This is a genomic window from Candidatus Binatus sp. (genome assembly GCF_030646925.1).
Classification (GTDB): Bacteria; Desulfobacterota; Binatia; order Binatales; family Binataceae; genus Binatus.
Window position 1 is genome coordinate 16539 of the sequence record NZ_JAUSKL010000059.1, and the last position, 26433, is coordinate 42971.

21 protein-coding genes and 1 pseudogene are annotated in these 26433 nt (G+C 61.0%); 11 read left to right on the forward strand and 11 right to left on the reverse strand.

The genetic code is table 11. From position 1 onward, the window contains the following. Positions 1 to 6: 6 nt before the first annotated feature. Positions 7 to 1485: an acetyl-CoA acetyltransferase gene (locus Q7S58_RS09355; protein ID WP_304823991.1), complete on the reverse strand. Its 1479-nt coding sequence runs from the start codon at positions 1483 to 1485 to the stop codon at positions 7 to 9. 148 nt (positions 1486 to 1633) lie between these two features. On the opposite strand from Q7S58_RS09355, the gene Q7S58_RS09360 reads away from it, so the two are divergent. The 3 genes from Q7S58_RS09360 to Q7S58_RS09370 all read left to right on the forward strand — a co-directional run bounded on the left by Q7S58_RS09360 (position 1634) and on the right by Q7S58_RS09370 (position 4731). Then, the gene (locus tag Q7S58_RS09360; protein WP_304823994.1) at positions 1634 to 2317 is read left to right on the forward strand and encodes a nicotinamidase; all 684 of its coding nucleotides are present in this window, start codon (positions 1634 to 1636) and stop codon (positions 2315 to 2317) included. A gap of 86 nt (positions 2318 to 2403) precedes the next feature. Further along, a complete protein-coding gene (locus Q7S58_RS09365; protein WP_304823997.1) occupies positions 2404 to 3273 on the forward strand; it encodes an LLM class F420-dependent oxidoreductase in 870 nt (289 codons plus the stop codon). A gap of 18 nt (positions 3274 to 3291) precedes the next feature. Further along, positions 3292 to 4731 (forward strand): amidase, encoded by a 1440-nt coding sequence (locus tag Q7S58_RS09370; protein WP_304824000.1) that lies wholly within the window; start codon positions 3292 to 3294, stop codon positions 4729 to 4731. A gap of 79 nt (positions 4732 to 4810) precedes the next feature. Here Q7S58_RS09370 and Q7S58_RS09375 read toward each other — a convergent pair whose 3' ends face one another. Further along, complete coding sequence (locus Q7S58_RS09375) at positions 4811 to 5569, reverse strand: SDR family oxidoreductase (protein WP_304824003.1); 759 nt, start codon at positions 5567 to 5569, stop codon at positions 4811 to 4813. A 28-nt stretch (positions 5570 to 5597) separates the two neighbouring features. Beyond that, a complete protein-coding gene (locus Q7S58_RS09380; protein WP_304824007.1) occupies positions 5598 to 6233 on the reverse strand; it encodes an HAD-IA family hydrolase in 636 nt (211 codons plus the stop codon). Between the two features lie 149 nt (positions 6234 to 6382). Here Q7S58_RS09380 and Q7S58_RS09385 point away from each other — a divergent pair, with 149 nt between their 5' ends. Then, on the forward strand, positions 6383 to 7405 hold the full coding sequence (locus Q7S58_RS09385) for a flippase-like domain-containing protein (protein ID WP_304824010.1): 1023 nt from the start codon (positions 6383 to 6385) through the stop codon (positions 7403 to 7405). A 5-nt stretch (positions 7406 to 7410) separates the two neighbouring features. Here the strand turns inward: Q7S58_RS09385 and Q7S58_RS09390 are convergent, their stop codons facing one another. The 4 genes from Q7S58_RS09390 to Q7S58_RS09405 all read right to left on the reverse strand — a co-directional run bounded on the left by Q7S58_RS09390 (position 7411) and on the right by Q7S58_RS09405 (position 13466). After that, positions 7411 to 8574, reverse strand: coding sequence for a CDP-alcohol phosphatidyltransferase family protein (locus Q7S58_RS09390; RefSeq protein ID WP_304824013.1), 1164 nt, complete (start codon positions 8572 to 8574; stop codon positions 7411 to 7413). Positions 8575 to 8670: 96 nt separating this feature from the next. Next, positions 8671 to 9675, reverse strand: a complete 1005-nt coding sequence (locus tag Q7S58_RS09395) for a radical SAM protein (protein WP_304824016.1) — start codon at positions 9673 to 9675, stop codon at positions 8671 to 8673. 172 nt (positions 9676 to 9847) lie between these two features. Beyond that, positions 9848 to 11662, reverse strand: a complete 1815-nt coding sequence (locus tag Q7S58_RS09400; RefSeq protein WP_304824020.1) for an ABC transporter ATP-binding protein — start codon at positions 11660 to 11662, stop codon at positions 9848 to 9850. Beyond that, positions 11649 to 13466 carry an ABC transporter ATP-binding protein gene (locus tag Q7S58_RS09405; RefSeq protein WP_304824022.1) on the reverse strand — a complete coding sequence of 606 codons (1818 nt, stop codon included), beginning with the start codon at positions 13464 to 13466 and terminating at the stop codon, positions 11649 to 11651. Before Q7S58_RS09405 ends, Q7S58_RS09400 begins: the two co-directional genes overlap by 14 nt. Before the next feature lie 223 nt (positions 13467 to 13689). Here Q7S58_RS09405 and Q7S58_RS09410 point away from each other — a divergent pair, with 223 nt between their 5' ends. The 3 genes from Q7S58_RS09410 to Q7S58_RS09420 all read left to right on the forward strand — a co-directional run bounded on the left by Q7S58_RS09410 (position 13690) and on the right by Q7S58_RS09420 (position 16625). Beyond that, positions 13690 to 15513: an NAD(P)/FAD-dependent oxidoreductase gene (locus Q7S58_RS09410; RefSeq protein ID WP_304824025.1), complete on the forward strand. Its 1824-nt coding sequence runs from the start codon at positions 13690 to 13692 to the stop codon at positions 15511 to 15513. 273 nt (positions 15514 to 15786) lie between these two features. Beyond that, positions 15787 to 16182, forward strand: a complete 396-nt coding sequence (locus tag Q7S58_RS09415; protein WP_304824028.1) for a CBS domain-containing protein — start codon at positions 15787 to 15789, stop codon at positions 16180 to 16182. Between the two features lie 17 nt (positions 16183 to 16199). Next, the gene (locus Q7S58_RS09420; protein ID WP_304824031.1) at positions 16200 to 16625 is read left to right on the forward strand and encodes a c-type cytochrome; all 426 of its coding nucleotides are present in this window, start codon (positions 16200 to 16202) and stop codon (positions 16623 to 16625) included. 61 nt (positions 16626 to 16686) lie between these two features. Here Q7S58_RS09420 and Q7S58_RS09425 read toward each other — a convergent pair whose 3' ends face one another. Next, on the reverse strand, positions 16687 to 17997 hold the full coding sequence (locus Q7S58_RS09425) for an acetyl-CoA hydrolase/transferase family protein (RefSeq protein ID WP_304824034.1): 1311 nt from the start codon (positions 17995 to 17997) through the stop codon (positions 16687 to 16689). 406 nt (positions 17998 to 18403) lie between these two features. Between Q7S58_RS09425 and Q7S58_RS09430 the strand changes: the two genes are divergently transcribed. Together Q7S58_RS09430 and Q7S58_RS09435 are read left to right on the forward strand one after the other, a co-directional pair. Then, on the forward strand, positions 18404 to 19042 hold the full coding sequence (locus tag Q7S58_RS09430) for a hypothetical protein (RefSeq protein WP_304824037.1): 639 nt from the start codon (positions 18404 to 18406) through the stop codon (positions 19040 to 19042). Between the two features lie 260 nt (positions 19043 to 19302). Beyond that, positions 19303 to 19761, forward strand: a complete 459-nt coding sequence (locus Q7S58_RS09435; RefSeq protein ID WP_304824040.1) for a universal stress protein — start codon at positions 19303 to 19305, stop codon at positions 19759 to 19761. An 85-nt stretch (positions 19762 to 19846) separates the two neighbouring features. On the opposite strand, the pseudogene Q7S58_RS22145 reads toward Q7S58_RS09435, so the two are convergent. The 3 genes and pseudogenes from Q7S58_RS22145 to Q7S58_RS09445 all read right to left on the reverse strand — a co-directional run. After that, positions 19847 to 19930, reverse strand: a pseudogene (locus tag Q7S58_RS22145) (hypothetical protein); the annotation flags it as partial. After that, on the reverse strand, positions 19891 to 21399 hold the full coding sequence (locus Q7S58_RS09440; RefSeq protein ID WP_304824044.1) for a thymidine phosphorylase family protein: 1509 nt from the start codon (positions 21397 to 21399) through the stop codon (positions 19891 to 19893). The pseudogene Q7S58_RS22145 and the gene Q7S58_RS09440, both read right to left, overlap by 40 nt. Before the next feature lie 5 nt (positions 21400 to 21404). Then, positions 21405 to 22796 carry an MBL fold metallo-hydrolase RNA specificity domain-containing protein gene (locus tag Q7S58_RS09445; RefSeq protein WP_304824047.1) on the reverse strand — a complete coding sequence of 464 codons (1392 nt, stop codon included), beginning with the start codon at positions 22794 to 22796 and terminating at the stop codon, positions 21405 to 21407. 439 nt (positions 22797 to 23235) lie between these two features. Here Q7S58_RS09445 and Q7S58_RS09450 point away from each other — a divergent pair, with 439 nt between their 5' ends. Both Q7S58_RS09450 and Q7S58_RS09455 read left to right on the forward strand, forming a co-directional pair. Continuing rightward, entirely contained in the window at positions 23236 to 25839 is a 2604-nt protein-coding gene (locus Q7S58_RS09450; RefSeq protein ID WP_370655492.1) for a cation-translocating P-type ATPase, read from the forward strand. Positions 25840 to 25909: 70 nt separating this feature from the next. Then, positions 25910 to 26433, forward strand: a 524-nt coding sequence (locus Q7S58_RS09455; protein WP_304824053.1) for a cation-transporting P-type ATPase, incomplete at its 3' end; no start/stop codon positions are given.

Here is a 26433-nt window from a genome sequence, read left to right on the forward strand (position 1 = left end):
GCATCATCACGCGGGCTCGAACAGGTTGATGCCGTCGGCGTTGCGGACGCGGCCGCGGCGTCCGACGAATTCCTCGCGCTCGAGATCGGCGAGAATCTCGCGAGGTGCGCGCGCGAAGAATCGCTGGCCGGTCGCGAGGCGTCCAATCACGATCGCGCTTGCGGGAAGGCCCGCGCGATCGTGCTCGACGGTGTAAGTCTCGATCGTCGCGGGACCTTCAGCCTGTTCGATCACGGCAACCGCCGGATGGGCCGGCTCCTTGAATGCGGAGTAAGCGAAGTCGCGCTCGGGCGACCGCGTGTTGTAGATCGCAGCCGCGTGCTTGGTGAAGTACCAGCCGAGGCCGGTCGTCATGCCGAACTCGCCGGGATGGGCGCGCAGGCGCGAAGTCATCGCGGCGATCGAATGGGTCACGTAGTTGTTGGCGGGGCCGCCGGCGAAGGGCAATCCGCCGGTCACGCTGAAGCCGCGCCGCTCGCCGAGCTTCATGCCGACTGCCTCCATCGCAAATTCGACCGCAACCGGAAAGCAGCTATAGAAGTCGAAGTGTGAAACCGCGGCGGCATCGATCGCCGCGCCGCTCAGCGCCGCATCGACGCAGTTTTGCAGCATCGGGGAGCGCGCGAAACTCATCCGCTCGCTCATCCACCATCCGTCGGTCGCGTCTGCTGCGGCATGAATGTAAACGAGCTTGTGATTGGGAACGCCGAGACGGCGCGCCTCGCTCTCGCTCGCGAGAATCACCGCGGCCGCGAGATCGACTTCCATGATCGCGTTCATCAGCTTCGTGTAGGGAAAACATATGATGCGATTGTCCGGCGTCGCGGTGGCGATTTCGCCAGCGGTGCGCTCCTTCGGGAACCACGCGTACGGATTGGCCGCGGCAACCTTGCTCATCGACGACCACAACTGGCCGAGGCGTTCGCGATGCTCGGCTAGGGACCATCCGTTTCGCGCGCGATAGGCATTCTCGTAGAGCGGATAAACCTGGATCGGCATTCGCGCGCCGTGACGATCTTCGTAAGCATTCGAGCCCATGCGCGGATCGCCCATCATCTCGGGCTCGCCGGTTCCGCGGTTCAAATCCCAATTGACGCCACCGGTCTTTTGCGCGTGACGCTGCGAGTAAATAGCTTCGGCGCCGACCACGATCGCGGCGCGAATTTTTCCGGCGGCGATTTCGCCCGCAAGATAATTGACCAGGAATTGCGGCGTGTTGCCGCCGAAGGTGGTGTAAATCTTTCGCTTCGGATCGATGCCGAGGCGCTGTGCCAGTGCGTCGGGCGCGTTCTGATATCGCGCGGAAACGATACTCGGGATGGCGATGGCGTCGATCGACTTGAGCAGATCCGGTGCGCCCGAATCTTCGGCCGCGGCGCGCGCGACCAGCTCCATCATAGCGAGCGGTTCCGGCGCCATCGCGAGACCCGCCGCTCTCGGATTGTACTGCGCGACTCCTGCGATTACTGGAAGATTTGTTTGCATCGGAAGCACCGCGCCGAGGTAAGTGAATCGATCACCTGATCGAACACATAAATTGAAAATGCCGAAGTGGAGATTCCTTTTCGCGGATTCTAGAATGAAGCTTGGCGCCGCGTCCAATTCAACGAACGAAGCAATCCGCTAAAGAGTGATGAAAGAAAAAATAATTCCGTTGGGCAACGATCGCTCGGCGCTGCTGGTGGTCGATATGCAGCCGGATTTCATGCCGGGCGGCGCGCTCGCGGTGCAAGGCGGCGATGAGATCGTTGCTCCGCTCGGAGCGCTGATGGAATCGGGGCTGTTCGATGTGATCGTTGCGACGCAGGATTGGCATCCGCGCGATCATGTTTCATTCGCCAGCAATCATCCGGGGCGGATGCCGTTCGAGACGATCGAGCTTTACGGATATCCGCAAACGCTGTGGCCCGATCATTGTGTGCAAGGGACGCCCGGCGCCGAGTTGCACTCAGGATTGCCGTGGCATCGAGCTAGCGCGATCATCCGCAAGGCGACCGACGCGTCGACCGATTCGTACAGCGCGCTGCGCAACAACTGGAATCCGCACGGTGAACGTCCGCCGACCGGCCTCGGCGGTTATCTGATCAACCGCGGAGTCGAGCACGTCTTCGCATGCGGCCTCGCGCGCGATTACTGCGTCGCGTGGAGCGCAGAAGACGCGCGCGATGCGGGGTTTAGCGTGTCGGTGATCTGGGATCTGTGCCGCTCGATCGATCCTTCAAGGGACGATGCTCTTCGCGACGATTTGGATGCGCGAGGTATCGCGATCGTCACCGCCGCGCAGGTTGCGCAATTGCTCGCATCTGCATGCGAGTGATCGCGCGCGTGCGCTGGCAAGACCGATTCAAATGCGCTATCGAACCTTCAGGAATTTAAATCCCCGCATCGCCGAGACAGACAAAAATGAAAATCGGACTCCTCGCCTTCGTCACAGAAACCACAGTCGATCCCGGCGCGGTCGCGCGCAAATGCGAATCGCTCGGCTTCGATGCGATCTTCATCCCCGAGCATCCCATCATCCCGGTCACGCATCGCACGCCTTATCCGGCCGGCGACGGCAAAATTCCCGAAAATTATTCTCACATGCCCGACCCGTTCGTCAGCCTCGCGATCGCCGCCGCAGCCACCTCGAAGATCAAGCTCGGCACCGGCATCTGCCTTGTCCCCGAGCGCGATCCGATTCTGCTCGCCAAGGAAGTCGCGACGCTCGATTTCTACTCGGGCGGCCGCTTCATCTTCGAAATCGGCGCAGGATGGCTCGCGGATGAATCCGAGATCATGGGAATCGATTTCAAAAAGCGATGGCCGATCACGCGCGAATACGTCCGCGCGATGAAGCAGCTATGGACCCAGCCCGAGCCCAGCTTCGACGGCGAGTACGTGAAGTTCCCGCCTGTCAGGCACTATCCGAAGCCCGTGCAGAAGCCTCATCCACCGATTCATATCGGCGCGGGCGGCAGCGGGCTAGGTCCCAACGATCGCGCGCTCAAAAATGTCGTCGCGATCGCCGATGGATGGAGCCCGATCGGAATCAGTCCTGAGGCGCTCGTGCCGGAATTGGAAAAGCTGAAGCAGATGTGCGGCGAAGCCGGCCGCGACTTCTCCAAGCTCACGATTTCGATCTACCAGCTAGCCGCGCAGAATGATCCGAAGCCGGAGATCGCGCGCTATGAACGCGCGGGTGTGCATCGCATCATTATATCTACTAACCACCTCGAGCCCGGCAGAGCCGACCGCGAGCTTGAGTCGCTTGCGCGGATCTACTTGAACTAGCATCGACAGGAGGCCGCCGTGTCCGAGCTTGCCTATTCCAGCGCAATCACGATCGCGAACAGAATTCGCAGCCGCGAAATCTCCAGTAGAGAGGCGCTCGACTACTTTCTCGCGCGCGTCGAAGCACTCGACCAGCGAATCAATTGTGTCGTGACGATCGACGCCGAGCGCGCGCGCAAGGAAGCTGATGCTGCCGACGCGGCGCTCGCGCGCGGCGAAGTAAGCGGTCCGCTGCATGGCGTGCCGATAACAATTAAGGACTCGTTCCAGACCAGGGGAATGAGAACAACTTCAGGCGCGCCCGAACTTGCTGATTTCGTGCCTGAAGAGGATGCGTGGCCGGTCGCACGCCTGCGTGAAGCAGGAGCAATCATCTACGGCAAGACCAACGCGCCTATCTATGCGGGCGACTTACAAAGCTACAACGAAGTATTCGGTACCACCAACAATCCCTACGACGTGTCGCGAACTCCCGGCGGTTCATCCGGCGGCTCGGCCGCGGCGCTCGCATGCGGCTTTACTCCACTCGAACTGGGCAGCGATATCGGCGGCTCGATTCGCCTGCCGTCTCATATGTCGGGTATCGCAGGCCATAAGCCCAGCTATGGAATCGTACCGGCGCACGGACAGATTCCCGGCCCGCCGGGAACGCTTACGATGGCCGATCTTGCCGTCGCAGGACCGATGGCGCGCACTGTCGAAGATCTCGAGCTAGGGCTCGATCTTATGGCCGGTCCCAATCGCTGGGAACGTCCGGCATGGCGCCTCGATTTGCCGCAACCGCGTCATCAGAGCCTTAAGCAATACCGCATAGCAGCCTGGCTCGACGATCCACGTTGCCGGGTAGAACCAGAGATGCGCGATCTGCTGGAGAAGGCAACACGGATGCTCGCTCAGGCTGGCGCGTGGGTTGACTATGAGGCGCGGCCTGCCTTTACCTTGGAGAAGGCAGTCGACACCTTCTTTGCCCTGTTACAAGCTGCGCTCGCGGGTGGCGTAGCTCTTAACCGGATCGAGGGCTACGCCGCGTCGCCGGGCGATACCCCGGCTGCGCGCACGAAACGCCAACTGGCGATCAGGCATCGCGAGTGGCTGACCTACAATGAGCGGCGTTTGCAGATGCGCAAACGCTGGGAGGAGTTCTTCACGCAGTGGGACGCCATCTTGTTACCCGTGATGCCTTGTCCCGCGATTCCGCACGATCATAGCGAGCCTCAAGCTACCCGTATCGCGTGGGTCGGTGGTGAGCAGCGCCCTTACTGGGATCTTACCGCTTGGATGGCGCCGGCCGGCGTTTGCTACTTGCCGGCTACCGTGATCCCGGTCGGATGCCTTAGCACCGGGCTGCCAGTCGGCATCCAGATTGTAGGTCCCTATTTGCACGATCGCACGACACTTAGTCTCGCCAAACACTTTCTTGCCCTGCTAGGAGGTTGTCCCCGTCCACCCGGCTTTTGAGTAAGTCGTGCGATAGTGATGAGAGTCCGAAACCCATAGGCGGTTCGGATTCTTGCTCCTCGTATCCGACTTACATGGCCTAGCCGCGGCCGACTAAAGGCATCTTGGTCGCCATCACGGTCATGAATTGCACGTTGGCATCGAGCGGCAACGTCGCCATGTAAATCACCGCGCGTGCAACGTGCTCTGCGTCCATGGTCGGCTCGGCAACTATCGAACCGTTAGCTTGAGGGACGCCTTTGCTCATCCTGCGCGTCATCTCGGTCGCGGCATTCCCGATATCGATCTGCCCGCAAGCGATATCGTACTTGCGGCCGTCGAGCGATGTCGCTTTGGTCAGGCCGGTCATTCCGTGCTTGGTCGATGTATAGGGAGCAGAGTTAGGTCTGGGGCTGTGCGCGGAAATCGATCCATTGTTGATGATACGTCCGCCGCGCGGATCCTGGTTCTTCATGATCCTGAAAGCTTCCTGGGTGCAGAGAAACGCGCCGGTCAGATTGATATCGACCACCGCCTTCCATTGCTCGTAAGTGAGATCCTCAAGCGGTATCGGCGGCGCACCGACTCCCGCATTGTTGAATAGCAGGTCGAGCCTACCAAAGGCCGTGGCCGTTTCGGCGAAAAGAACTTTCACCGCGGCCGGATCGGCTACGTCAGTCGGAACGACCAGCGTCGGCGATCCTGATCCCTTCCCGTCTGCGGCCGTTGCCTCAAGCGGTTCCTTGCGGCGTCCGGCGAGTACAACCGCATAGCCTTGCTGCATGAGAGCTAGCGCGACCTGTTTGCCTATGCCCGTTCCCGCGCCTGTTACAATGGCAACTTTAAGATTCGGTTCCATCCCGCGATTCCTTAAGAGTGTCGAGCACCTAGATTAACTTTATGCCGGTAGTAGCTTCAAGCTCAGCTATAGCTTGAGGCCCGTTCTCCACCTTGATTGTCGCCATACCCATCGCGCGCGCCGGTTTGAGATTGACTCCCAAGTCATCCAGGTACACACACGCTTCGGGCCTGACCCCAAGCTTGTCGCACATCATCAGATAGATGCGCGGATCGGGTTTGCGGATGCCGATCTTGGACGATTCTATCAACTCGTCGAACAGTTCCATGATTTCGCGCGCATAGAGCGACCGGTCCGCCGTGTCGCCGCTCGCCGCGTTCGACGGCATGTTGTTAGTGATGCATCCAGTCTTGAACCTGGTCTTGAGGCGGCGCAGCGCCTCGATCATCTCCGGCCGGAAATCGCCCGCCAGCAGCGCGACGACGTCGCGGCCCGGTATATGATGGCCAAGCGCCATCGCTTCCGCCGCGAAGGCAAGGTCGAAGCCGTCAAGGTCCAGATGCGAGCGCTCGAACTTGGCCCACGCGTTGTTTTCATGATTGGTGGAATTGATTTTGCGGATCAGTCCAACCGGAATCCCCTTCTCGCGCTCGTAGCGCTCGAACGCGTGGAACGGTGAGGTCGTGAACACGCCGCCGAAATCCCATATCACAGCTTCGATCATACGATTCTCAATAACATTGATCCGCTGAAGAGCGAATATGGTCGCTCCGGGAGCCGGTCTGTGATTTTATAACTGCCACCCGGAGTCGAAAAGTTGAAAGCGCCGAGAAAGTTCTGCGAGCTTCGTAAAATCATCGGGCGAGGCCGCGGATGAATAGCCGCCGGCAACGCGCCGCATGGACGATGCTGGGCGTGGCGCTGCTCTGCATCCTGATCTACGAATCGGGGCCGCGTCGGATCGTCACGGATCTCTCTTCGGTTGGCATCGGGCTGGTAGCGATAATCCTGCTTGAGTTCATCGTCGACGGATTCAACACGCTGGGATGGTGGTTCACTTTCCCGTCCGAACTTCGGCGTGGCAGCTATCGGCGACTCTTCTTCGTGAGACTAGCCGGCACCGCGCTCAATCAGACCATTCCGGCCGCGTCGATCGGCGGCGAGCCGGCCAAGGTGTATCTACTAACCCCGGATTTTCCAGTCGCGACCGCTATCGCCAGCGTGCTCACGTCCAGCATGACCTTCAGCCTGTCGAAGGTCGTGTTCATCGCGTGCAGCGTAGTCGTTACTTGGCCTCGGTTTCATCTGCCGCACGGATTCTCGGTCGCGGTGCTGAGCGGCTTCATCGTTACGCTGGGCGGAATCCTCGTATTGCTGGTCTTTCAACTGCGCGGTTTCACCACCGCGACCAAGCTTATCATCGCGCGAATCCCGATGCCGGAGCGATGGCGGCAAGGCATCCACCGCCTCACTCCAAACGTCGATCAGGAGATCATCGACTTCTATCGCTCACGTCCGCGCGATTTGCTACTCGCCGCGCTGTCGCATCAACTTGCCTTCGGATGCGGCGTCATCCAGGTTTGGCTGCTGCTCGGCTGGCTCGGACTGCCTCGCGAACTAGTGACTTGCCTTGCTATAGAATCCTTCACGATGCTGCTCGGCTTTGTGACCTTCGTGGTTCCTGATTCGATTGGAGTGCAGGAAGGAAGCAGGCTGATCGCATTCACCGCGCTAGGAATGCCCGCCGCGGCCGGCGTAGCTGTTGGAATAGCGTTCCGGCTGACTTCGATCGTAGGCGCGGCTGCAGGCCTGTTAGCTTTTTCGATTTTGAAAGGACGGCGGCCAGCCGACTTAGTTAGTGGCCGGACCAATCAAGCTATTGCGCCACCGGGCTGATGTGACTAACTGGTAATTCCGGTGCCGGTCCTTTCAACAGCCTCGCCGACGCACCACCATGCATGAATCGCGGCTGTGATACCTGCCCATGCGACTGCCATATAGAAGCCATAGGCCGGGAGTCCAATCAAAATCCAGGGCAGGAACAACCAGTTGTAGATGTTTCTCCGGCCGGCAATCAGGCGGAACCGGGCTAGAAAGTGAGTCGCGTTGTCCACGCTGCGTCCCCATCTGACGTCAGCTACCGAGTAAACGATATTGTCGATCAAATCGAACGCTACCATTAGAACCGCGGCGGTCCATGCGAACTCAAAGCCACTGCGGGGCAGGTAGAATCCCAATGCAATGTACCAGGAGTTCTCATAGAAGAAGTCGAGCACGTGTTCGTACTCGCCAGCCTTTGAGGTCGTGCGGGTGATGCGCGCGAGTTTGCCATCCACACCGTCCAGCACCTCGACAAATACCGCAAGCAGTACGCCGAAGCGCAACCATCCGGAGTAGTAGAGCAGGCTCACCACGAAACCTAGGGCCGTGGTTATAAGAGTGACCTGGTTCGCGGTAATCGCAGTAGGTGCGAGCCATCGAACGAGCAAACTCTCGAAGTAGGGGTCAAAGTATTGCGCTGGCAGTTCGAGCGTGCGCCTTTGGATGTAGTCTAACAGGATTGGCCAACAAGCTTCGGCGTCCGCTTCGGTGGCGATCCGGCGAAGATGGAATGGAACCTCGCCGTGCATCGCGTCCCAGTAAGTGGGCATCGCACTGACCGCCGCAACTTCGATACGCGCAGCGTCGAAGCTGGTAGCATCGAGCGATCGCGCATGGAGAACGGCCGCGACCTCGGGAGCCTCGCCGGCTTTTGGACTTAGGATCGTGTCGATACTTTGTTCAGCGAGCCACGCTAGCAGCCGCTGATCGATTAGCAGATCCGCAGCAACTGCGATGAAGCGATCGGCGAGATAGGGGCGCGCGTCGCGCATCATTGCCCATGCGTCGGAGCCCGCGGCATCGTGATAGGTGACTGCTTTGCGGACTCGCTTCGATGGCTTCGGCAAGGACGAATCGCGAGGCTTCAGCAACGAGATTCTATCGACGGCTCCCAGTTCGGATAGCTGGCGCAGTAACCGCTCGAGCAGGGTAATCCCGCCGACCAGCCGCAAAGTATTGCCCATCTCTGGGGCATATACGACGACCGCCTGAATTCGCGCAGGAGCGACACCTCGCTCACTGTAGGTGTCCGGGAGATGTTCGAGCGCCTCACCCATGAACTAAGGCTGCTGGTGCGCAGCGACGGGCCGGCGCCCGTTGCGAGTGCTGCGTCCGATACCGGTCGCGAGCGAGATGCTGCTGCGCAGGCTTTTGAAGGGTTCACCTAGCGAGTGCGAGATCATGCGGACGCATCCGAGACAGCATCCTTCTTCACAGGGCTTGTGGCGATTGTTGCGCCGAAGTTCGGCCAGGTCCAACTCTGCCAGCGGGAATGAATAGTCGCGCTGCTGGGCGCACCATTGCACCGAGCCTTTGGAGTTAACGTACAGGAACTTGAAGCCCGCGAGACACTTCCACTTTCTCGAAAAGTCGCCCAGCAGCATCTCCTGTAAGTGCTCGCCGTAGAAATTCATGCCCTCGAAGACGCCGTAGCGGCGCAGGATGCTGAGAAACTTTTCGCCTCTGATCGCGAGGCGACCGCCGCGCCCGTGCATGATCGAAAAGCCAAAGGCGAACGGAAATTCCTTCAAGTGATCGCGGAAGCGATCATAATCCGGCAGTGTTTCCTCGTTCAAAACGGTCTGGACTTCGACCTGGAACCTGGCGTGCGCGGCGAGCAGCTTCATCCGCGGCATCAGCGACTTGAGCGACTTGACCGAGCGTGGGGTGGGCTCGATCGAATCAACCGATAGCTGCATGAAGTCGAGGCCGGAATCGTTGAGTCGCTCGATCACTCGCTCAGTCAGAAAGAAACCGTTGGTGATGACGGTCGTGACGTTCGACCCGCCGCGCTTGGTCTTGATATGCGCGATCAGCTCGGGCAGGCCAGGGTGCATAAGCGGTTCGCCGCCGAGCAGGTCGTACACCAACACGCCAAGCTGGTCGAGGTCGTCGATGCGAGTTTTCAGATCGGGCAGCGGGACGGTAGGTCCACCGGGCGTGTACTCGTCACAATAGTCGCAGGTTAGATTGCAATCGTCGGTTACTACTACCTGAGCGTACATCGGGCGCGAGTCCAACACGCGCTTCGCGCCGGTTAGCAAGAATTGGCGATCGACCCCCATCGAAGCCCTCCCTCGGAAACAAAGTGCCGAAACTTCCGATGCAGATAGCACAGCAAGTTTATAAACGCATCTGGGTGGTCGAGAGGGTTGGCGCGGGAGCTCCCCGACGTTTCACGTGAAACGTTCTGATGCGCACGATCATGGTGTAGAAAAAGGGTCGCCGATAGCGGCGTTATCGATACGCGGCGGCCTGGATTCCGTACAGTTCGGCGTACTGGCCGCCCTTCGCCATTAACGCTTCATGCGTGCCGACTTCGGCGACGCGCGCGCCGTCGAGCACGACGATCTGATCGGCCATCCGCACCGTGCTGAAGCGATGCGAGATCAGGATCGTGATGCGCCCATCGCGGCCGTTGCCGATGCCGCCATTATGCCCGCCGCCGCGAGCCGCCGCGGCGTAGCGCTCGAAGAGTGCGTGCTCGGTCTCGGCGTCGAGCGCCGCAGTCGGTTCGTCGAGTATCAGCAGCAGCGGATGATCGCGCATGAAGCCGCGCGCGAGTGCTAATTTCTGCCACTGGCCGAAGCTCACCTCGACTCCGTCGGGCCAGGTCGGACCAAGCTGCGTCTCGAGGCCCGCGGCGAGCCGCGCGATCACGTCGTCGGCGCCCGCGCGTTCGACCGCGGTGAGGACGGCCGCCTGATCGTAGAGTCGCGGAACGTCGCCGACGCCTACTGAGTGGCGCGCGCGAAACTCGAACTTAAAAAAATCCTGGAACGCGCCCGCGACGTGCGCCCGCCAATCCAGCGCTGGAATCCGCGCGAGATCGATTCCATCGACGAGGATTCGTCCGTGGTCAGGTTGATAGAGCCGCGCGAGCAGCTTGACCAGCGTGCTCTTGCCCGCGCCGTTCTCGCCGACGATCGCGACGACCGATCCCGGTTTCAGATTCAGGTTCACGTCTTCGAGCACGTGGCGAGTCGTGCCGGGATACGCGAAGGAGACGTGTTCGAACCGGATTCCATCGACCAGCCGCTCGGGCGCCGGCGTGTCGGCATGCTCCTCCAGCGACGCGGCATAATCCTCCAGCCAGGCGAGACGTTTCGAGCCGTCGAGCCAGATGCCGCGCAGGAATCCGATCTCGCCGACCGTCGCGCCGATATACGCCGACAGCCGCGAGCCCGCCGCCAGCACCAGCAGCACCTGTCCGGGCGTCGCGCGGAGATTCACCGTCACGAACACCACCGCGCCGATATAGCCGGCGCCGAAAATCAGCCACGCGATCGTATGCCATCCCGCGCTGCCCCATCGCGCCGACGCCACCGGCCCGTACCATCGCTCCCACGCCTCGCGCCGCAGTTTCACCAGCCGATTCCCGATCCGCGTGACGCGCACTTCTTTGCCGGGCGGCGCAGTGGTGGCGATGGTGAAGAGATGCCGCGCGAGCCGATTCGCCGATGCGCCTTGTTCCTCCGCCGCGCGCTCGATACCGGGGCGCCATGTCGAAGTCAGCACAGTAGGCAGCGCGAACGCCGCGAGGAGCGCCAGCGCCGGATTGATCGACATCAGCAGCGCGACCGTCACGCCGAGCCGCAGAATCCATCCGCAGGTCGAGAACAGCGACATGTACATATGATCGAGCACGAACACCTGGTCGCGCAGCACCGCGAGCCGATCGAGATACTCGGGGCGCTCATGATGAGCGATCGTTGCGACCGTGGCCTGCAGCCGCGCGACGTGCGACTCGAGCGCGATCGTCAGCCGATCGCGAAACCGGCGCTGGATACGGTCGCTCGTCACACGGAGAAACCAGGTGCCCACCGCCGACACGCCAAGCCCAATCGCGGCGGCGAACAACTCGGTGCGATGATGGCCCGTCACTCCGTCGGCCAGCAGCATCAGCCACAATGCCATCAGCGCGTCGGGCAGCGCCGACAGCAGCGACAGCCCGAACGCGACCGTCAGCAGGCGCGGCTCCGCTTGGTAGCCGCGCTTCAGCGCGCGCCACATCGCGGGTATCGCAGCCGGCAAATCGTCACGCGGGCTCATCGAGCGCGACACCTCCTTCCGCGTCGTCCGCGGCATCGGTGAAGCGCGACGCCTGCAACTCGAACATCGTGCGATAGCGTCCGCCGGCCGCCATCAACTCATCATGCGTGCCGAGTTCGATCACGCGGCCGTGCTCGAGTACGCAGATGCGGTCCGCGTGACGCACGGTCGAGAATCGATGCGATATCAAGATCGTCGTCGCATGATGCGTCGCCTTCAGAATCCGCTCGAAGATTTCCTGCTCGCCGCGCACGTCGAGTTGCGCGGTCGGCTCGTCGAGCAGCACCACGCCCGCGCCTAGCCGCACCGAGCAGAGCGCCCGCGCGAGCGCGATTCGCTGCCATTGCCCGCCCGACAGATCGGTGCCGCCCGGGTAGCCGCGCGCGAGAATCGTATCGAGCGCTGCGAGACGTGACGCGCCGGCCTCAGCGAGCGCCTGCTCGATCTCGGCGTCGGGCGCTCCCTCAGGTGACACGTTGTCGCGGAGCGGCAACTCGAACTTCGTGAAGTCCTGGAACACCGCCGTCACGCGCTCGCGCCACGCGTCGAGATCGATTTCCCGCAAATCGATCCCATCGATCTCGATTGCGCCTTCCTGCGGATCATAGAGCCGGCAGAGCAACTTCGCGAGCGTCGTTTTGCCCGCGCCGTTCTGGCCCACGATCGCGAGCGACGAGCCAGCGGGAATCGTCAAATCGAAACCGTCGAGCACTGGCTCGCCGGTGGTTGGATAGGCGAAGCGCACGTTCCGAAACCGGATCTCCCGCGCCGGCATATTCGTCGCGGCTTGTTCGCCGCGCACGAGATTGCCCGCCAGGGTCATCGCATCCTGCAGCCGCAGCACCGCGCCCGCCGGCGCCGACGCACCATCGAGCGCCCACGACAGTCCACCGAATGCGATCATGCTCGTGCTGACCGCCGCGCTCGCGAAGGTGACGACTTGCCCCACCATGATACGTCCCGCCGCGGCGTCGCTCGCGATCGCCCAGAACACCAGCAGGTTCGCCGATAGCACGAGCAGCAGGCTCCAGAGCACTGGCCGCTCGCGCAGCCGCGTCGCCTCCCAGCGCAGATCGAACAGACGCCGCCGCCTCGACGTGAATCGCTCGATCGTCCATCCCGCGAGCCCGAACAGGCGCAGTTCCTTCGCCGCCGGCGGATCGACCGCGAGCCGGTATGCGTAGTCGGCGTGGCGCTGCGCCTCGCGAACCTCGTCAGTATTGCGATCGCGCCACACGCCGCTCTCCCGCAGCAGCCAATGCGTCGCGAGCCACGCGCCAGCGAGCAGAATCGGCGCCCACCACGCATACGCGGCGAGCACCAACGCCGATAGCAGTCCGCCGACCATCTCGACCAGGCCCGACGCGATGAAGTCCATCGAGATACTCATCGGCGGTCCGCTGATTCCAAGATCGAAGTCGCGCGCCATCGCGAGGTCGGTCGTGAGTCGCGGGTCTTCGAGATGCCCCATGCCGGGCGGAGTGACGCAGGCGGTCGTCAATTGATCGTAGAGCCACGCCGCAGTGCGGCTGCCGAGATTCGCGCCAACCGCATGATGAAGCGGCGGCAGGATCTGCAGCAGGACGAACACTGCGCCGACGGCGAGCAGCGGCGCCGCGAGCGAATTGCCGCGCTGCACCGCGCCGACCAGCACGCCCATCGCGATCGCGAACAGCGCCGGCAACAGTCCGCGCAACCAGAGCGCGGCCCACCATGCGATCGCGAGCGCACGATCGGCTTGCAGCAAAACGCCGAGAAATTTCCACTCGGCGCGCGCTTTCAGGCGATCGATCATCGGCATCATCACTCTATCGTATAACCGTTTTGAGCGTGCGCGGGTTACGCGCTCGAGAGAATAGACCCGACTAATCCAGTGTCTGCAACCGCTGACCGAATTTGCCGTAGCGGTTCGGTATCTGCTTGAATATTATCGCCGATTTGAGTATCGCTCAGTAACTATCCGATCGTTCAATAACGCGTCTCAACAATCCGCGTGTGCTGCCCGCCACGCCCGATGGAGTTCGCCAATGAGTGAAGTCGCCAAGGTCGAGTCCGCCACCAACGGTAATCAAGCGATCGATTTCGACCCCGAAGTTCTGCGTGCCAAGTACCGCGAAGAGCGCGACAAACGCGTGCGCGTCGATGGCAATGAACAGTACGTCGAAGTGAAGGGTGATTACAGCCGTTACGTGGACGATCCCTATGTCGCCCCGGGCTTTACCCGCGAACCGCTCACCGACGATGTCGAAGTATTGATCATCGGCGGCGGCTTCGGCGGCCTGCTGGCGGGCGCGCGCTTGCGCGAGGCCGGCGTCCAGAGCATCCGCATGATTGAGAAGGGCGGCGATTTCGGCGGCACCTGGTACTGGAACCGCTATCCGGGCGCGCAGTGCGATATCGAGGCCTACATCTATCTGCCGCTGCTCGAGGAAACCGGCTACATCCCCAAGGAAAAGTACTCCTACGCGCCGGAAATCCTGGCCCATTCGCGGCGCATCGCCGAGAAATTCGACCTCTATCGCGACGTATGCTTCCAGACCCAGATCAGAGACATAACCTGGAACGAAGACGAGCGCCGATGGATCATCACCACCAACCGCAATGATCGCATGCGGGCGCGCTTCGTCGTGATGTCCAACGGGCCGCTGAACCGCCCGAAGCTGCCCGCAATTTCCGGCATCGACAGCTACAAGGGACACACCTTCCACACCAGCCGCTGGGATTACAACTACACCGGCGGCGATACCACCGGAAATCTGCACAAGCTCGGCGACAAGCGCGTCGCGGTGATCGGCACCGGCGCGACTGCCGTGCAATGCGTCCCGTATCTCGCGCAGTACGCGCAGCATCTGTATGTGTTCCAGCGCACGCCGTCGTCGGTCGATGAACGCCGCAATCGTCCGACCGATCCGGAATGGGTGAAGACCCTGACCCCCGGATGGCAGCGGCGCCGGATGGACAATTTCAACACGCTGGTCTCCGGCGGCTTTGCGCAAGAGGACTTGGTAAGCGACGGATGGACCGACATCATCCGCAACCTCGGCGCGATTCTCCCGGTCAAGAATGATTCCAATCTGTCGCCGCAGGAAATGGCGCGGATGATGGAACTCGCGGATTTCAAAAAGATGAACCAAGTCCGCGCTCGCGTTGACCGGGTCGTCAAGGACCCCAAGACTGCGGCGGCGCTGAAGCCGTGGTATCGCCAGTTCTGCAAGCGCCCGACCTTCAACGACGAATATCTGCCGGCCTTCAACCGCCCCAACGTGACGCTGGTCGATACGCAGGGCCGCGGCGTCGATCGCATCACGGAGAAAGGCCTGGTGTTCGGCGGCGTCGAGTACGAAGTCGATTGCATCATCTTCGCCACCGGGTTCGAGGTCGGCACCGCCTACACGCGGCGCGCGGGCTTCGAGGTGTATGGTCGCGGCGGCCAGTCGCTCACCAAATACTGGGCGAACGGCCTGAGGACGCTGCACGGTTTTTACAGTTCCGGGTTCCCCAACTGCTTCCACATGGGCATCACGCAGAACGCGCTCACCGCGAACTTCCCGCACATGCTCGAGGAACAGTCGCACCACATCACCGAGATGATCCAGCACGCGAAAGCGAATGAGGCGCGATGCATCGAGCCGACGCCCGAGGCCGAAGCCGAGTGGGTGGCGACGATCAAGGAGAAGGCGATCAACAATCGCGACTACCTCGAGGCGTGCACCCCCGGCTACTACAACAACGAGGGTCGGCCCGAGTTGGGCTTCGGGCTGGCCGGCGAGCTTTACGGCGGCGGCTCGATCGAGTTCTTCGACATCGTGAAGAAATGGCGCGAAGAGAAGAAAGGGGTGCAATTCAGCTAATCGATTCGTCGGGAGCCGAGGCCGATCCGCCCGCGGCTCCCGTCGAACCCGCAAGACATCGCGAATCGCGCGCTCGATCCCATAACCGGACCAGAGTGTATCGGAACGCGACACTGGCTCAGCGCTTTGGTGCGAACGGAGCCTCGGTGGCCTTTGACACACTCAAGACGCGCGAAAAGTGAAGTCTTTGCGCATAGACAGATTGCACTTCGGCGCGGCTCGGCGTGGCAGTTGTTTTGCTCCACTTCCTTCGCTCATCGAGGTGAGGTGACCATGATGCAAATGCTCCATGTAATGACAAAGCATCCCGAGACCGTCCGATCGGGCGATATGTTACTGAAGGCTAAGGAGATGATGGATGCCGGCAAGTTCCGCCGCCTGCCGGTGGTCGATGAGGGTCGCGTCGTGGGAATTCTCACCGAGCGCGATCTGCGCGAGCACGCGGGCTACCTCGACTCGACGAAAGTAGATGCAGCTATGAAGGCGCCGGTCGTAAGCGTCGATTCGAAAACTTCGGTGGAAGAAGCTGCGCGATTGATGCTGGTGCACAAGATCGGCGGACTGCCGGTCGTAGATGGCGGCAAGTTGGTCGGCGTCGTCACCTCGAGCGATATGCTGAGAGCATTCCTCAACGTGGTCGAGGCAACCCAGAAGATCGTCGAACATTAGCGAACGGCGGGGGCACAATGTCGGTGAAAAGGGCGATAAGTTCGAGCGGATATGCGCTTATCATCTCGATTATAGCCGGTACTTGCCTTCCTTCGATTGCTGCCGCGCAGAGCGGGAAGCAGGATTACGACGCGTATTGCGCGGACTGCCATGGTGCGAGCGGCAAAGGTGACGGACCGGCCAACCAGGCAATTGCAATGACTCCATCGCCACCGGATCTGAGGCGACTCTCGGCACGCAACGGCGGCAAATTTCCGTTCGACGAGGTCGTCGACATCGTAGACGGCCGAAAGGCGATTCCGTCGCACGCGCGCCTGCAGATGCCGTTTCTTGGGGTGAAGCTTCAGAAGCCGGGCGAAGAGTTCAGTCCCGGCAGTGACGCCGATGTTGCGCGCAGGCTTGCCGCGATCGCTCGCTACGTCGAAAGCCTTCAGCAGAAATAAATCGTCGGTCCGGCTGACGATGAACTCAGACCGTGCGCGATATCTCCACTTGCGCCTCGGCTCAGAGATAGCCTAGTTCCCGCGCGGCGCGGTGAAGTTCTTCCCGAAAATTCGGATGAGCTATCGCGATCAGCGCTTCGGCGCGCTCCGAAGTCGATTTGCCCGACAGGCAAGCCACGCCGTACTCGGTCACGATATACTGAGTATCTGTTCTTGGATCGGTGGTAGGTCCTTCAATCTTTGCGACGATGCGCGAGATGGTGCCTTTGTTCGCGGTCGAGTACGCCGCGAGTATCGACTTGCCGTCCTTCGATAACTGCGCGCCGCGCACGAAATCGAGTTGTCCGCCGGGCGCGCTGTATTGTTTTCCCTGGATTGCTTCGGAATTGACTTCGCCGCCCAGGCCGACCTCGAGAAACGCATTGATCGAGATTACGCGATCGTTCTGCCCTATCACGTTCGGGTCATTCACGTAGTCAACGCCGCGAGCCTCCATGCTCGAATTGTTGTTCAGAAACTCATAGAAAGGTTCGTCCCCCGCCGCCAGCGTGTACACGTTCTTGTATCGATTCAGGGCCTTGTACTTGTTCGTCACGGCGCCTGATTGAATCAGCGCCGCCAGCGACGGCATCATCAGCTCGGAGTGGATGCCCAAATCCTTGTGCCCGTGCAAGGCCGCGCATACCGCGGCAGGTACGCCGCCGATTCCTACCTGCAGCGTCGCACGGTCCGGGACCATTTCGACGATGTGCTTGCTGATCGCCTGATCCAGCGGCGTCAACAGCCGGGGAGGCAGCGCGAACAGCGGGCTGTCGTTCTCGACGATTGCTGCGACTTCGGAGATATGCACCGACGAATCGCCGAATACTCGCGGCATCCTCGGATTGACTTCGACGATCAGCTTCTTTGCGATTCGCGCCGTCGGGATCGTGTAGTCGCCGTTGGTGCCGCAACTGAAGAACCCGCCCTTGTCCATCGGCGCGACCATCATCACGAAAGCGTCGATACCTATTTCGCGCAACGTGCGTGGCATCGCGCTGAAATTGCCCGGCATATAAAAGACCACGCGCCGATTGTCCTTCTGGCCCTGTTCGAGCAGCCGTCGTTCGACGATGGTCGGAAAGAATGGATGCGGCTTGATGACGTCCATGTATTCGTACTTGAGAATCGTCACGGCCGCGGCCGTTACCGAGTGCGAATAGTAAACGCGAAGCTCCTCGATTTGGCCGGCCTTCACTCGCTTTTCGAGCGCCGCTAACACCGCGGGCGGTTCGCTGACCGCCATGCCCATCGAGAGATTGCCGCGCGATGGGATCATCTCCACCGCCGCCGCCGGCGTCATCAACTTGGACTTGTATTCCGTTTCATACACGCGTTCTTTCCGTTGCTCAGCGGCATCACAGGCGGATTGCCTCACAGGAGCCGACGAGCGGACCGCATAGCGACAATAATCAGGAGGCGGTTAGCGGCTTCCATGCCAGCTTGAAACCGGGCCAAACGCCGCTTGATAGCACCTCCGCACAGCCTACCGGTGTCGAATTGCGGCACCAGGAGACGCAGTCGTTGTATCCGATCGCGTCATTTGGAGGCGCCTGCGATTGCAAGTGAGGACAGAACAGCGCTCCCGATCGTGGCATTAATGACCCCAGGCGCATCAGCGGCGGCCCCTTTCGATAAATATACCAGTTATTCCGGTTCGGGTTGCGGAGGGCGGCCATTTGGTCCGCGGTTTGCTCTCTAGTTCGGGAACATCAATCAGCGAGCCGAGGAGAATAACCGTGAACAGAGATTTCGAGATCAGACAACTGCTTCGCGCCTACCGCAGCGGCTTGATGAGCGAGGCCGCGTTCGAAGAGGAGATGACGAAAATCGAACAGGAATCAGCCGCGCCGGGCCAGTCGCGAGAGCCGGGATTCCAGGCGCTGGGGCAGATGTACCGCTCCGAGCGCGAGGCTGTAATTTCCTTTCTCGACGAGTTGCACGCAACCCAGATGGACGCTGCGATCGCATTCGCAAAATGGGCTGCGGTATGCCGCACCAGGGGCTTGCGGACTTGTCTCATGATGATCGCAGAGCGCAAGGCCTATCACGCGCGGATGATCGAGCGCCGCGTTCATGAACTGGGTGGAATGCTGCGCGCGACCTCGACTGAGTATGGCAATAAACTGGTTGATCTACTCGCCAATGCCGAGATCGCTGAAGCGCAAAAGTTTGGCGCGCTGGCATCGCTGGTCCAGGAGCCGCAGCAAGCCGTAGCGCCGATCATGGAATTCGCGGCGGCGCTGACCAACGATATTGAAACCAAGCAAGCGCTGCGTCTGCTGGCGGAAGACGAGTTGTCGTCGGCCGCGTGGTTGCACGAGATCGCAGCGGCGCTCAACGCGGCTGAGGGCTCAGCGCCAAAGGCGCCGCAATAGCAGTTCGTGGGATCAATGCCATCAAGGGGCCGCGGGAAAACCAGGGCGTCGCGGCAAATCGGAGAAAACGCCCGACTGAACCCGGCGAAGGGGACATCGGCGAGCCCTCGCGCTATATCTGGACGCCGCCTGAGGAACTGAATCAGGAGCTGGACAAGTAATCTTGCCTGACGAATGTAATCGGCTTGTTTCAATGCGGCCTGCCGCCGCGTGACTCCCCGCGTGGTCAATGCCGTTCCGGGATTCAGCAGGAGGAAACGATGACTCAACTTTTCCGCAAGATCCTGTGTCCGATTGACTTTGCGGAGCACTCGTTGGCGGCTCTTGAAGTCGCACTGCAATTGGCGCAGCAGAACGATGCCGCTTTGCATTTGCTAAGCATCGCGCCTACGCCAGCGGGCGCGGCCGGCTTTCAGCCGGTCCCGATGGAACCGTATCCCTACGTTGAGAAGGACATGCGCCAGCAGCTCGATAACCTCGCGCGCGAACGGATTCCCCCTACGACGCGCTGCGAAACGCACGTGGTCAGCGGCGATCCTGCCGAGAGGGTGCTCGCCGCGGCGCGTGACCTCGGCGTCGATCTGATCGTCATGGGCACCCACGGACGCAAAGGCTTGAGTCACCTGGTGCTCGGGAGTGTCGCCGAGCGGGTGGTGCGCGAATCACCAGTCCCGGTCCTGACAACGCATTCGACTGCTCGCGTCCGAAAGATCGCTTGAGCGGTTTGCTCACTCGATGGTGGCCGCTTCGAGCAGGTTCCGCCAGCGTGACAATTTCCACCAGGCGGCCGTCCTCGACGACCGGCAATCCCTCGATTTTTCGCTCGCGCAGAATACGCGCGGCCGACCTTACTCGAAGTGGATAAGATGACGCACCGAATCGCAGTATTCGAGCGCGTTCTGAAGCTGAGAATCGTTGTCGGCGTGGATCTCGAAAATCGGCTCGCCCCGCGTCACATTATCGCCCACGTTTTTATGCAGCTTCACCCCTGCAGAGACATTGGCCGGGGCGCCCGCGCGTTTTGCGATTCGCGATATTTCCCAGCAATCGATCTGCTGAATCCGGCCGCTTTGCTCCGCGGCAATCTGCCGCCGCACAGGCGCTTCGGGAGGCAGCTCGCGTCGTCCCTGCGCCGCCACGATTCGGTCGAACCTCGCGAGCGCGGCGCCCGAATCGAGAACCCGGCGTGCAGCCGCATAGCCGCGCGACGGCGGTTCGACGCCCGTAATTTCGAGCAAACGTCCGGATAGCATCAGCGCCTTTTCGCGCAGATCCGCAGGTGCGCCCTGTTCGCATCGGAGGACGGAGAGCACGTCCAGCGCTTCCAATCGCGGCCCGATACCGTATCCGATCGGACCCAGCGCATGGGTTGTCACGATCTCCAGCCTGAGACCTATCCGCTCGGCCACGGCCCTGAACAACCCTCCGACATGCTCGGCAAGTTCGAGTGTTCTGACTTTGGTCGAAGGTCCGACGGGGATGTCGATTAGCACGTGCGTCGCGCCGGCGGTCTTCTTTTTAGCGAGAATTGAGGCGACCATCTGCGCTTCCGTGTCGATCTCCATCGGGCGCTCGACCGTGATGAGAATGTCGTCCGCCGGCGCCAGCTCGAGTGCGCCACCCCATGCGATGCAACCGCCGACTTCATCGACCACCCGGTACAGCCGTTCAGGCGAAAGCGCGACGTCGGCCAGTACCGCCATCGTATCGCCGGTGCCCGACGGACTGGTGATCGCGCGCGAGGACGTTTTCGGAATCTTCAGTCCGAGTTCCGCGAGAATCGGCACAATGATCATGGTGGTTCTGTTGCCGGGAACACCGCCGATACAATGCTTGTCTGCTACAATCGGATCTGCGAACCTGAGCTGCTGGCCGGTTGCGATCATTGCGAGCGTGTAGTCCGTCAGCTCTGCCAGATCGATTTTCTGAAGAGCACAACCCAGCACGAACATCGAAAGTTCGACGCGTGAATAACGCCGCGCCGCCACGTCGGCGAGGATCGCGTCGAAATCCTCGCGTCTGAGCCGTTTTCCGCGGAGCTTTGCCCTGACCAGATCCACGCTCCGCGGTGCGACGGCGAGACTTGCTCCTACCGCGGCGCCTTCAGGCAAGCCGAGATCGTGAAATGCTTCCTTCGACAGACCGATCTCGTCGGCTTCAAGCAAGTCGTCGCTGCAGATGTTCAGAACACCGGTAATTTCCCGCTGTTTGCCGGTTTCGCGATCGGCGCCGAAGACGCGCGCGCGATCGAGCGGACGCAAGCCGAGGTTTCCGTCATGCACGGCACGCTCGTGAATAATGATCACATGCTCGCGCATCGTATCGAGCGGCAGATGTCTCAGCCGAAAGTCCGTCACAGTAGCTAGCCTATACGCACCTGTTCGAGATTGCGCGGCGCCACGGCGTTCCATCCCAGCTCATGCACGATACGGGCGCGCAGAGCTTCGGACGCCGCTGGCGCGCCGTGGACGACATAAACTAATTGCGGCCGAACTTTAGCCTGCTTCAGCCAGTTTACGATTTCGTTCTGATCGGCATGCGCGGAAAACGCGGGGACCTCGACCACTTCCGCAGACACCGGAACGTAGGCACCCAGCATCTTCACCATCTGAGCGCCCTCGAGCAAAGACCTGCCACGTGTGCCCTCGGTTTGATACCCGACCAGGATCACCGTGTTGCGGCGGTCGGGCAGCCGCCTCTTGAGATGATGAAGGACGCGGCCGCCCGACGCCATTCCCGACGCCGAGATGATTATCATCGGTCCCGGCATCGCGTTCAGCCGCATCGACTCTTCCACCGTTTTGATCTCAGTCAAATCCCGATCATTGAAGAAATTCCTGGTGTGCGCGATGTCATCGCGGATTTCGGGACTGCCGCGCTCGATCGAGTCTTCGTAAATCCTGAGCGCCGCTAGCGCCATCGGGCTATCGACAAAAATTGGAACTCGCGGTATTCGGCCCGCGGCGCGCAGACCCGCCAAATGGTGCAGGACGACTTCGGTCCGATCAACTGCATATGAAGGAATCACGACTACGCCGCCGCGCTCCACGGTCTTTGCAATCGCGTCTGCGAACCGCTGAAGCGACGAAGTATCGTCATGAATCCGATCGCCGTAGGTGGATTCGATCACGATCACTTCGGCCGCGGGAGGCGGTGCCGGAGGCCGCAGCAGTGGATGATATGGGCGGCCCAGATCGCCGGAAAAGAGCACTCGCCGGGCCGAATTTATCTCCAAACATATCAGCGACGACCCGAGGATATGCCCCGCGCGCAGAAAACGAGCGGTGATCGGACCCACCTCAACTTTTGCATCGAATTCGACTGAGGAAAAATATCCGAGCGAATTCCATGCGTCGCTTTCGCGATAAAGGGGCAGGGCGGGAGAGTGCTTGGAGTATCCTTTCAAGTTCGCGTAGTCGGCCTCTTCCTCCTGCAGATGGCCGCTGTCGGGCAGCAGGATCCGACACAGCGCCTGTGTGCCGGGTGACGAAATCACCTTGCCGCGGAAGCCGTCACGCACCAGGCGAGGAATAAACCCGCTATGGTCCAGGTGTGCGTGCGTCAGCAGGACAGCGTCAATAGCCCTCGCATCCAGCGGCAACGGTTCCCAGTTCATCAGGCGCAGTTGCTTGAGACCCTGGAACAAACCGCAATCCACCAGTACCCGATGGTCACCGAAGGTAAGCAGAAACTTGCTGCCGGTGACAGTGCCGGCAGCACCCAGAAACCTGAGTATTGGAGCGGGCGCGGTCACGATGAACTCCCCATCAGGGCCCGAGCCGTAAGCGGGGCCGTCCTAATCGTGTCGGTTGAATGATCGATGGTATCACACGAGGCGATCCGTCGAACGCCGGCGCGTCGAAGGCCGCAAAAACCCGTGCTCCCGATGTCATCGATCATGACGACGCTTCCATCCGCAGGCAATTCGTCGGAATCAACCTTGATCCTTTTATCCGCGAGACGGCGCTTGCGCCCGACGATTCATTCGATACCCGCGCAACGCTGCGCTGAGCAGTAATGCCGTTTCGCCATACGGTCGCGAAAATAGTTGAATCCGCGATGCATGTCATCCGGGGCATCGCTCGCAGAGCCGCTTGTGATGCATCTAACTGTAGAACGCTATAGTGTCTTGGTCATCTGGCGGCAAAGACGACCCATCCGTTCTTGATATGGGTTGAGGCCGCCAACCTGACATGACTTCGGCAGCGAATCAGCAGGGGGGCGCGATTCATTCGGATTCCGCGCACGAATCCGCAATTCCGCGGGGATTTTCTGAAGCGGAAGCTGCGGCCCGCCTCAAATCAGAGGGATTCAACGAACTTCCGCAGAGTTCCCGGCGGACATTATTGCGAATCGCGCTCGAAGTGTGCGAGGAGCCGATGTTTCAGCTCCTGATCGCCGCCGGTTCTGTGTACCTGCTACTGGGCAGCTTCGGCGAAGCAATCGTACTGCTTGCGTCAGCAGCAATCACCGTTACGGTCGCGATCGTTCAGGAATCCCGGACCGAGCGCGTGCTGGAAGCGCTTCGCGATCTCTCAAGTCCTCGTGCGCTCGTCGTCCGCGATGGAGTCCGAAAGCGAATCGCAGGCAGAGAGGTAGTCCGTGGCGATACGATTATCCTTACCGACGGTGATCGCGTTCCCGCCGACGCGATTCTGACTGTCAGTCATGATCTGCAGGCCGATGAGTCGTTGCTAACTGGCGAGTCCGTGCCTGTACGAAAGACGGCGGCACGCGACACGCCCAGCTCGACGCGCCTCGGAGGCGACGATCTTCCGTTCGTATTCTCCGGCAGCTTGATCGTGCGCGGACAGGGAGTCGCAGAGGTCTATGCGACCGGTTCGGCGACTGAGATTGGCAAGATCGGCACTACGCTTATCGACATAAGAGAAGAGCCGACCCCTCTCCGCGCTCAGACGCGGAGGTTGGTCCGGGTCCTGGCGACCGTCGGAATTTCGATAAGCGTCGTGACGATAATTCTCTACCGGCTGTTGCGCGGCTCGTGGCTCGACGGGCTCCTCGCGGGAATCGCCCTTGCGATGTCGATCATCCCCGAGGAGTTTCCTCTGGTTCTGACGATTTTCCTCGTGATGGGCGCGTGGCGTATTTCGAAGGCGCGCGTGCTGGCGCGGCGTTCCGCGGCTATCGAGACACTAGGTGCAGCCTCGGTTTTGTGCACTGACAAAACGGGAACGTTGACCCTCAATCAGATGTCCATCGCAGCGCTCCGGGTGGGCGACGAGCTGTTGCTGATGGCGGCCATGGAGCCGCGCCACCTTCCTGACAAATTTCGCACGCTGCTGGAATACGGAATTCTCGCGAGCGAGATCGACCCGTTCGATCCCTTGGAGAAAGCTTTCCACGCACTCGGACAGCAATCGTTCTCCACTGCGGAACACATCCACCTTGATTGGTCGCTCGTGCACGAATACGGCCTGACGCCGCAGCTCTTTGTAATGTCTCACGTGTGGAAGGCCGCCGGCCAGCGAGATTACATCGTAGCTGCAAAAGGCGCTCCTGAATCGATCGGCGAGCTCTGTCATCTAGATAGCGCTGAGCTTGGCAAGATGCTGCAAGCAGCCGACCAGATGGCATCCCAGGGCATGCGCGTCCTCGGCGTCGCCAGAGCAGTCTTTCCTGGAACTGCCTGGCCGCAGTCGCAGCGTGACTTCGATTTCGAGTTCCTCGGGCTGGCAGGCCTGGCCGATCCAATTCGTCCTACTGTTCCACAAGCGGTTCGCGAGTGTCGCGAGGCTGGAATCGCGGTTGTGATGGTCACCGGTGACTATCCAGTGACGGCGCGGGCAATCGCGGAGCAGGCGGGCCTCGACGTCAGTGGCGGCGCTATCACCGGTGAGCAAGTCGCCAGGATGACCGACACGGAACTTGGCGAATGCGTTCAAAGTGCCGCGATCTTCGCCCGCATCACACCGGACCAGAAGCTTCGGATCGTGAACGCATTCAAGGCGAATGGTGCAGTCGTAGCGATGACTGGCGACGGCGTGAATGACGCGCCGTCTTTGAAGGCCGCACATATCGGGGTTGCCATGGGGGGTCGCGGCACGGATGTAGCCCGCGAAGCCGCGGCGCTCGTGTTGCTCGATGACGACTTCGGCTCGATTGTCAAAGCAATCCGGCTGGGCCGGCGCATCTACGACAATCTGCGCAAAGCGATGGGCTATCTGCTTTCCGTCCACGTGCCAATCACCGGCCTTGCCCTGTTACCGCTTTTTCTGGGCTGGCCGCTTGTACTATCGCCGGTCCACATCGCGTTCCTCGAGCTGGTGATCGATCCGGTATCGTCAATCGTCTTCGAGGCGGAGGTCGAGGAAGGCGACGTGATGCGCCGGCGTCCGCGCGATCCAGGGATGCCGCTGTTTTCTCCCGCACTGATCGGCCGGAGCCTTCTGCAAGGGACGGTAGTCCTCATGCTGACGGCCGGCGTGTTCATGGGCTCGATGCTTCATCGAATGCCTGAGGAGGAGGTCCGTGCACTTACCTTCGCGTCGCTCGTTGCGGGCAACTTCGGACTCGTCCTGGTCAATCGCAGCTTCACCCCTTCGATCCACGCCGCGCTTGGGCGACCAAATAGAGCACTCTGGATAGTTCTTGGGTCAGCAGTCCTGCTGTTGGCCATAACGTTGACGGTTCCATCCGCAATGACGGTGTTTCACTTCGGCGACTTGCATGCCCACGACTTGATGGTCGTTCTCGCCGTGGCAGCGGCGACCGTATCGATCCTCGAATTGTTGAAGGGCGTTTCCTCCTCAGTATCGCGTCGGAGCCAGAGGATATAGCCGCGAACTCAGATGATAATGCGGGGCGGACACGCTGAGGAGGGGAGATTCAAGCCATCAGGTGGAGCACATGGATCAAGCGCCACTAACTCGCGCTCCGGAGCCGAGTGATACGATCTCCAGCGGGAGCCAATCTGACGCCGGCCTCTCCAGCGCGGAGGCGCAACGCCGCTTTGTTCGATTCGGTCCCAACGAGCCGGTGCGGGCGAAAGTCGCCGGCCCGCTTTTTCAATTCCTGCGCTTCTGCGCCAATCCCCTGGTCCTGATACTGCTGATCGCGAGCGTGACCTCGGCGCTGGTGGGCGAGGCGGTGGGCTCGATCATCATTGCCGCGATGGTCGTGCTGAGCGTCGTGCTCAACTTTGTCCAGGCCTATCGCTCTGAAAGAGCAGTGCGGCGCCTCAGAGATCAAGTAGCTCCCACCGCGAGCGTCAAGCGCGACGGCAACTTTGTCGAACTACCGCGCCGCCAGCTCGTGCCCGGCGACATCGTGCGGCTTTCGGCCGGTGATCTGGTTCCGGCTGACGGCCGCTTGCTGCGGAGCCAGGATCTTCATGTTCAGCAGGCGGCTATGACCGGTGAATCGATGCCGGT

Coding starts and splice junctions, on each gene's coding strand:
- Q7S58_RS09390 (WP_304824013.1), bottom strand. CDS start 8,574: ATGGGCAATACTTTGCGGCTGGTCGGCGGGATTACCCTGCTCGAGCGG.
- Q7S58_RS09435 (WP_304824040.1), top strand. CDS start 19,303: ATGACTCAACTTTTCCGCAAGATCCTGTGTCCGATTGACTTTGCGGAG.
- Q7S58_RS09375 (WP_304824003.1), bottom strand. CDS start 5,569: ATGGAACCGAATCTTAAAGTTGCCATTGTAACAGGCGCGGGAACGGGC.
- Q7S58_RS09415 (WP_304824028.1), top strand. CDS start 15,787: ATGATGCAAATGCTCCATGTAATGACAAAGCATCCCGAGACCGTCCGA.
- Q7S58_RS09360 (WP_304823994.1), top strand. CDS start 1,634: ATGAAAGAAAAAATAATTCCGTTGGGCAACGATCGCTCGGCGCTGCTG.
- Q7S58_RS09410 (WP_304824025.1), top strand. CDS start 13,690: ATGAGTGAAGTCGCCAAGGTCGAGTCCGCCACCAACGGTAATCAAGCG.
- Q7S58_RS09380 (WP_304824007.1), bottom strand. CDS start 6,233: ATGATCGAAGCTGTGATATGGGATTTCGGCGGCGTGTTCACGACCTCA.
- Q7S58_RS09420 (WP_304824031.1), top strand. CDS start 16,200: ATGTCGGTGAAAAGGGCGATAAGTTCGAGCGGATATGCGCTTATCATC.
- Q7S58_RS09365 (WP_304823997.1), top strand. CDS start 2,404: ATGAAAATCGGACTCCTCGCCTTCGTCACAGAAACCACAGTCGATCCC.
- Q7S58_RS09400 (WP_304824020.1), bottom strand. CDS start 11,662: ATGAGCCCGCGTGACGATTTGCCGGCTGCGATACCCGCGATGTGGCGC.
- Q7S58_RS09355 (WP_304823991.1), bottom strand. CDS start 1,485: ATGCAAACAAATCTTCCAGTAATCGCAGGAGTCGCGCAGTACAATCCG.
- Q7S58_RS09395 (WP_304824016.1), bottom strand. CDS start 9,675: ATGGGGGTCGATCGCCAATTCTTGCTAACCGGCGCGAAGCGCGTGTTG.
- Q7S58_RS09405 (WP_304824022.1), bottom strand. CDS start 13,466: ATGATGCCGATGATCGATCGCCTGAAAGCGCGCGCCGAGTGGAAATTT.
- Q7S58_RS09385 (WP_304824010.1), top strand. CDS start 6,383: ATGAATAGCCGCCGGCAACGCGCCGCATGGACGATGCTGGGCGTGGCG.
- Q7S58_RS09450 (WP_370655492.1), top strand. CDS start 23,236: ATGACTTCGGCAGCGAATCAGCAGGGGGGCGCGATTCATTCGGATTCC.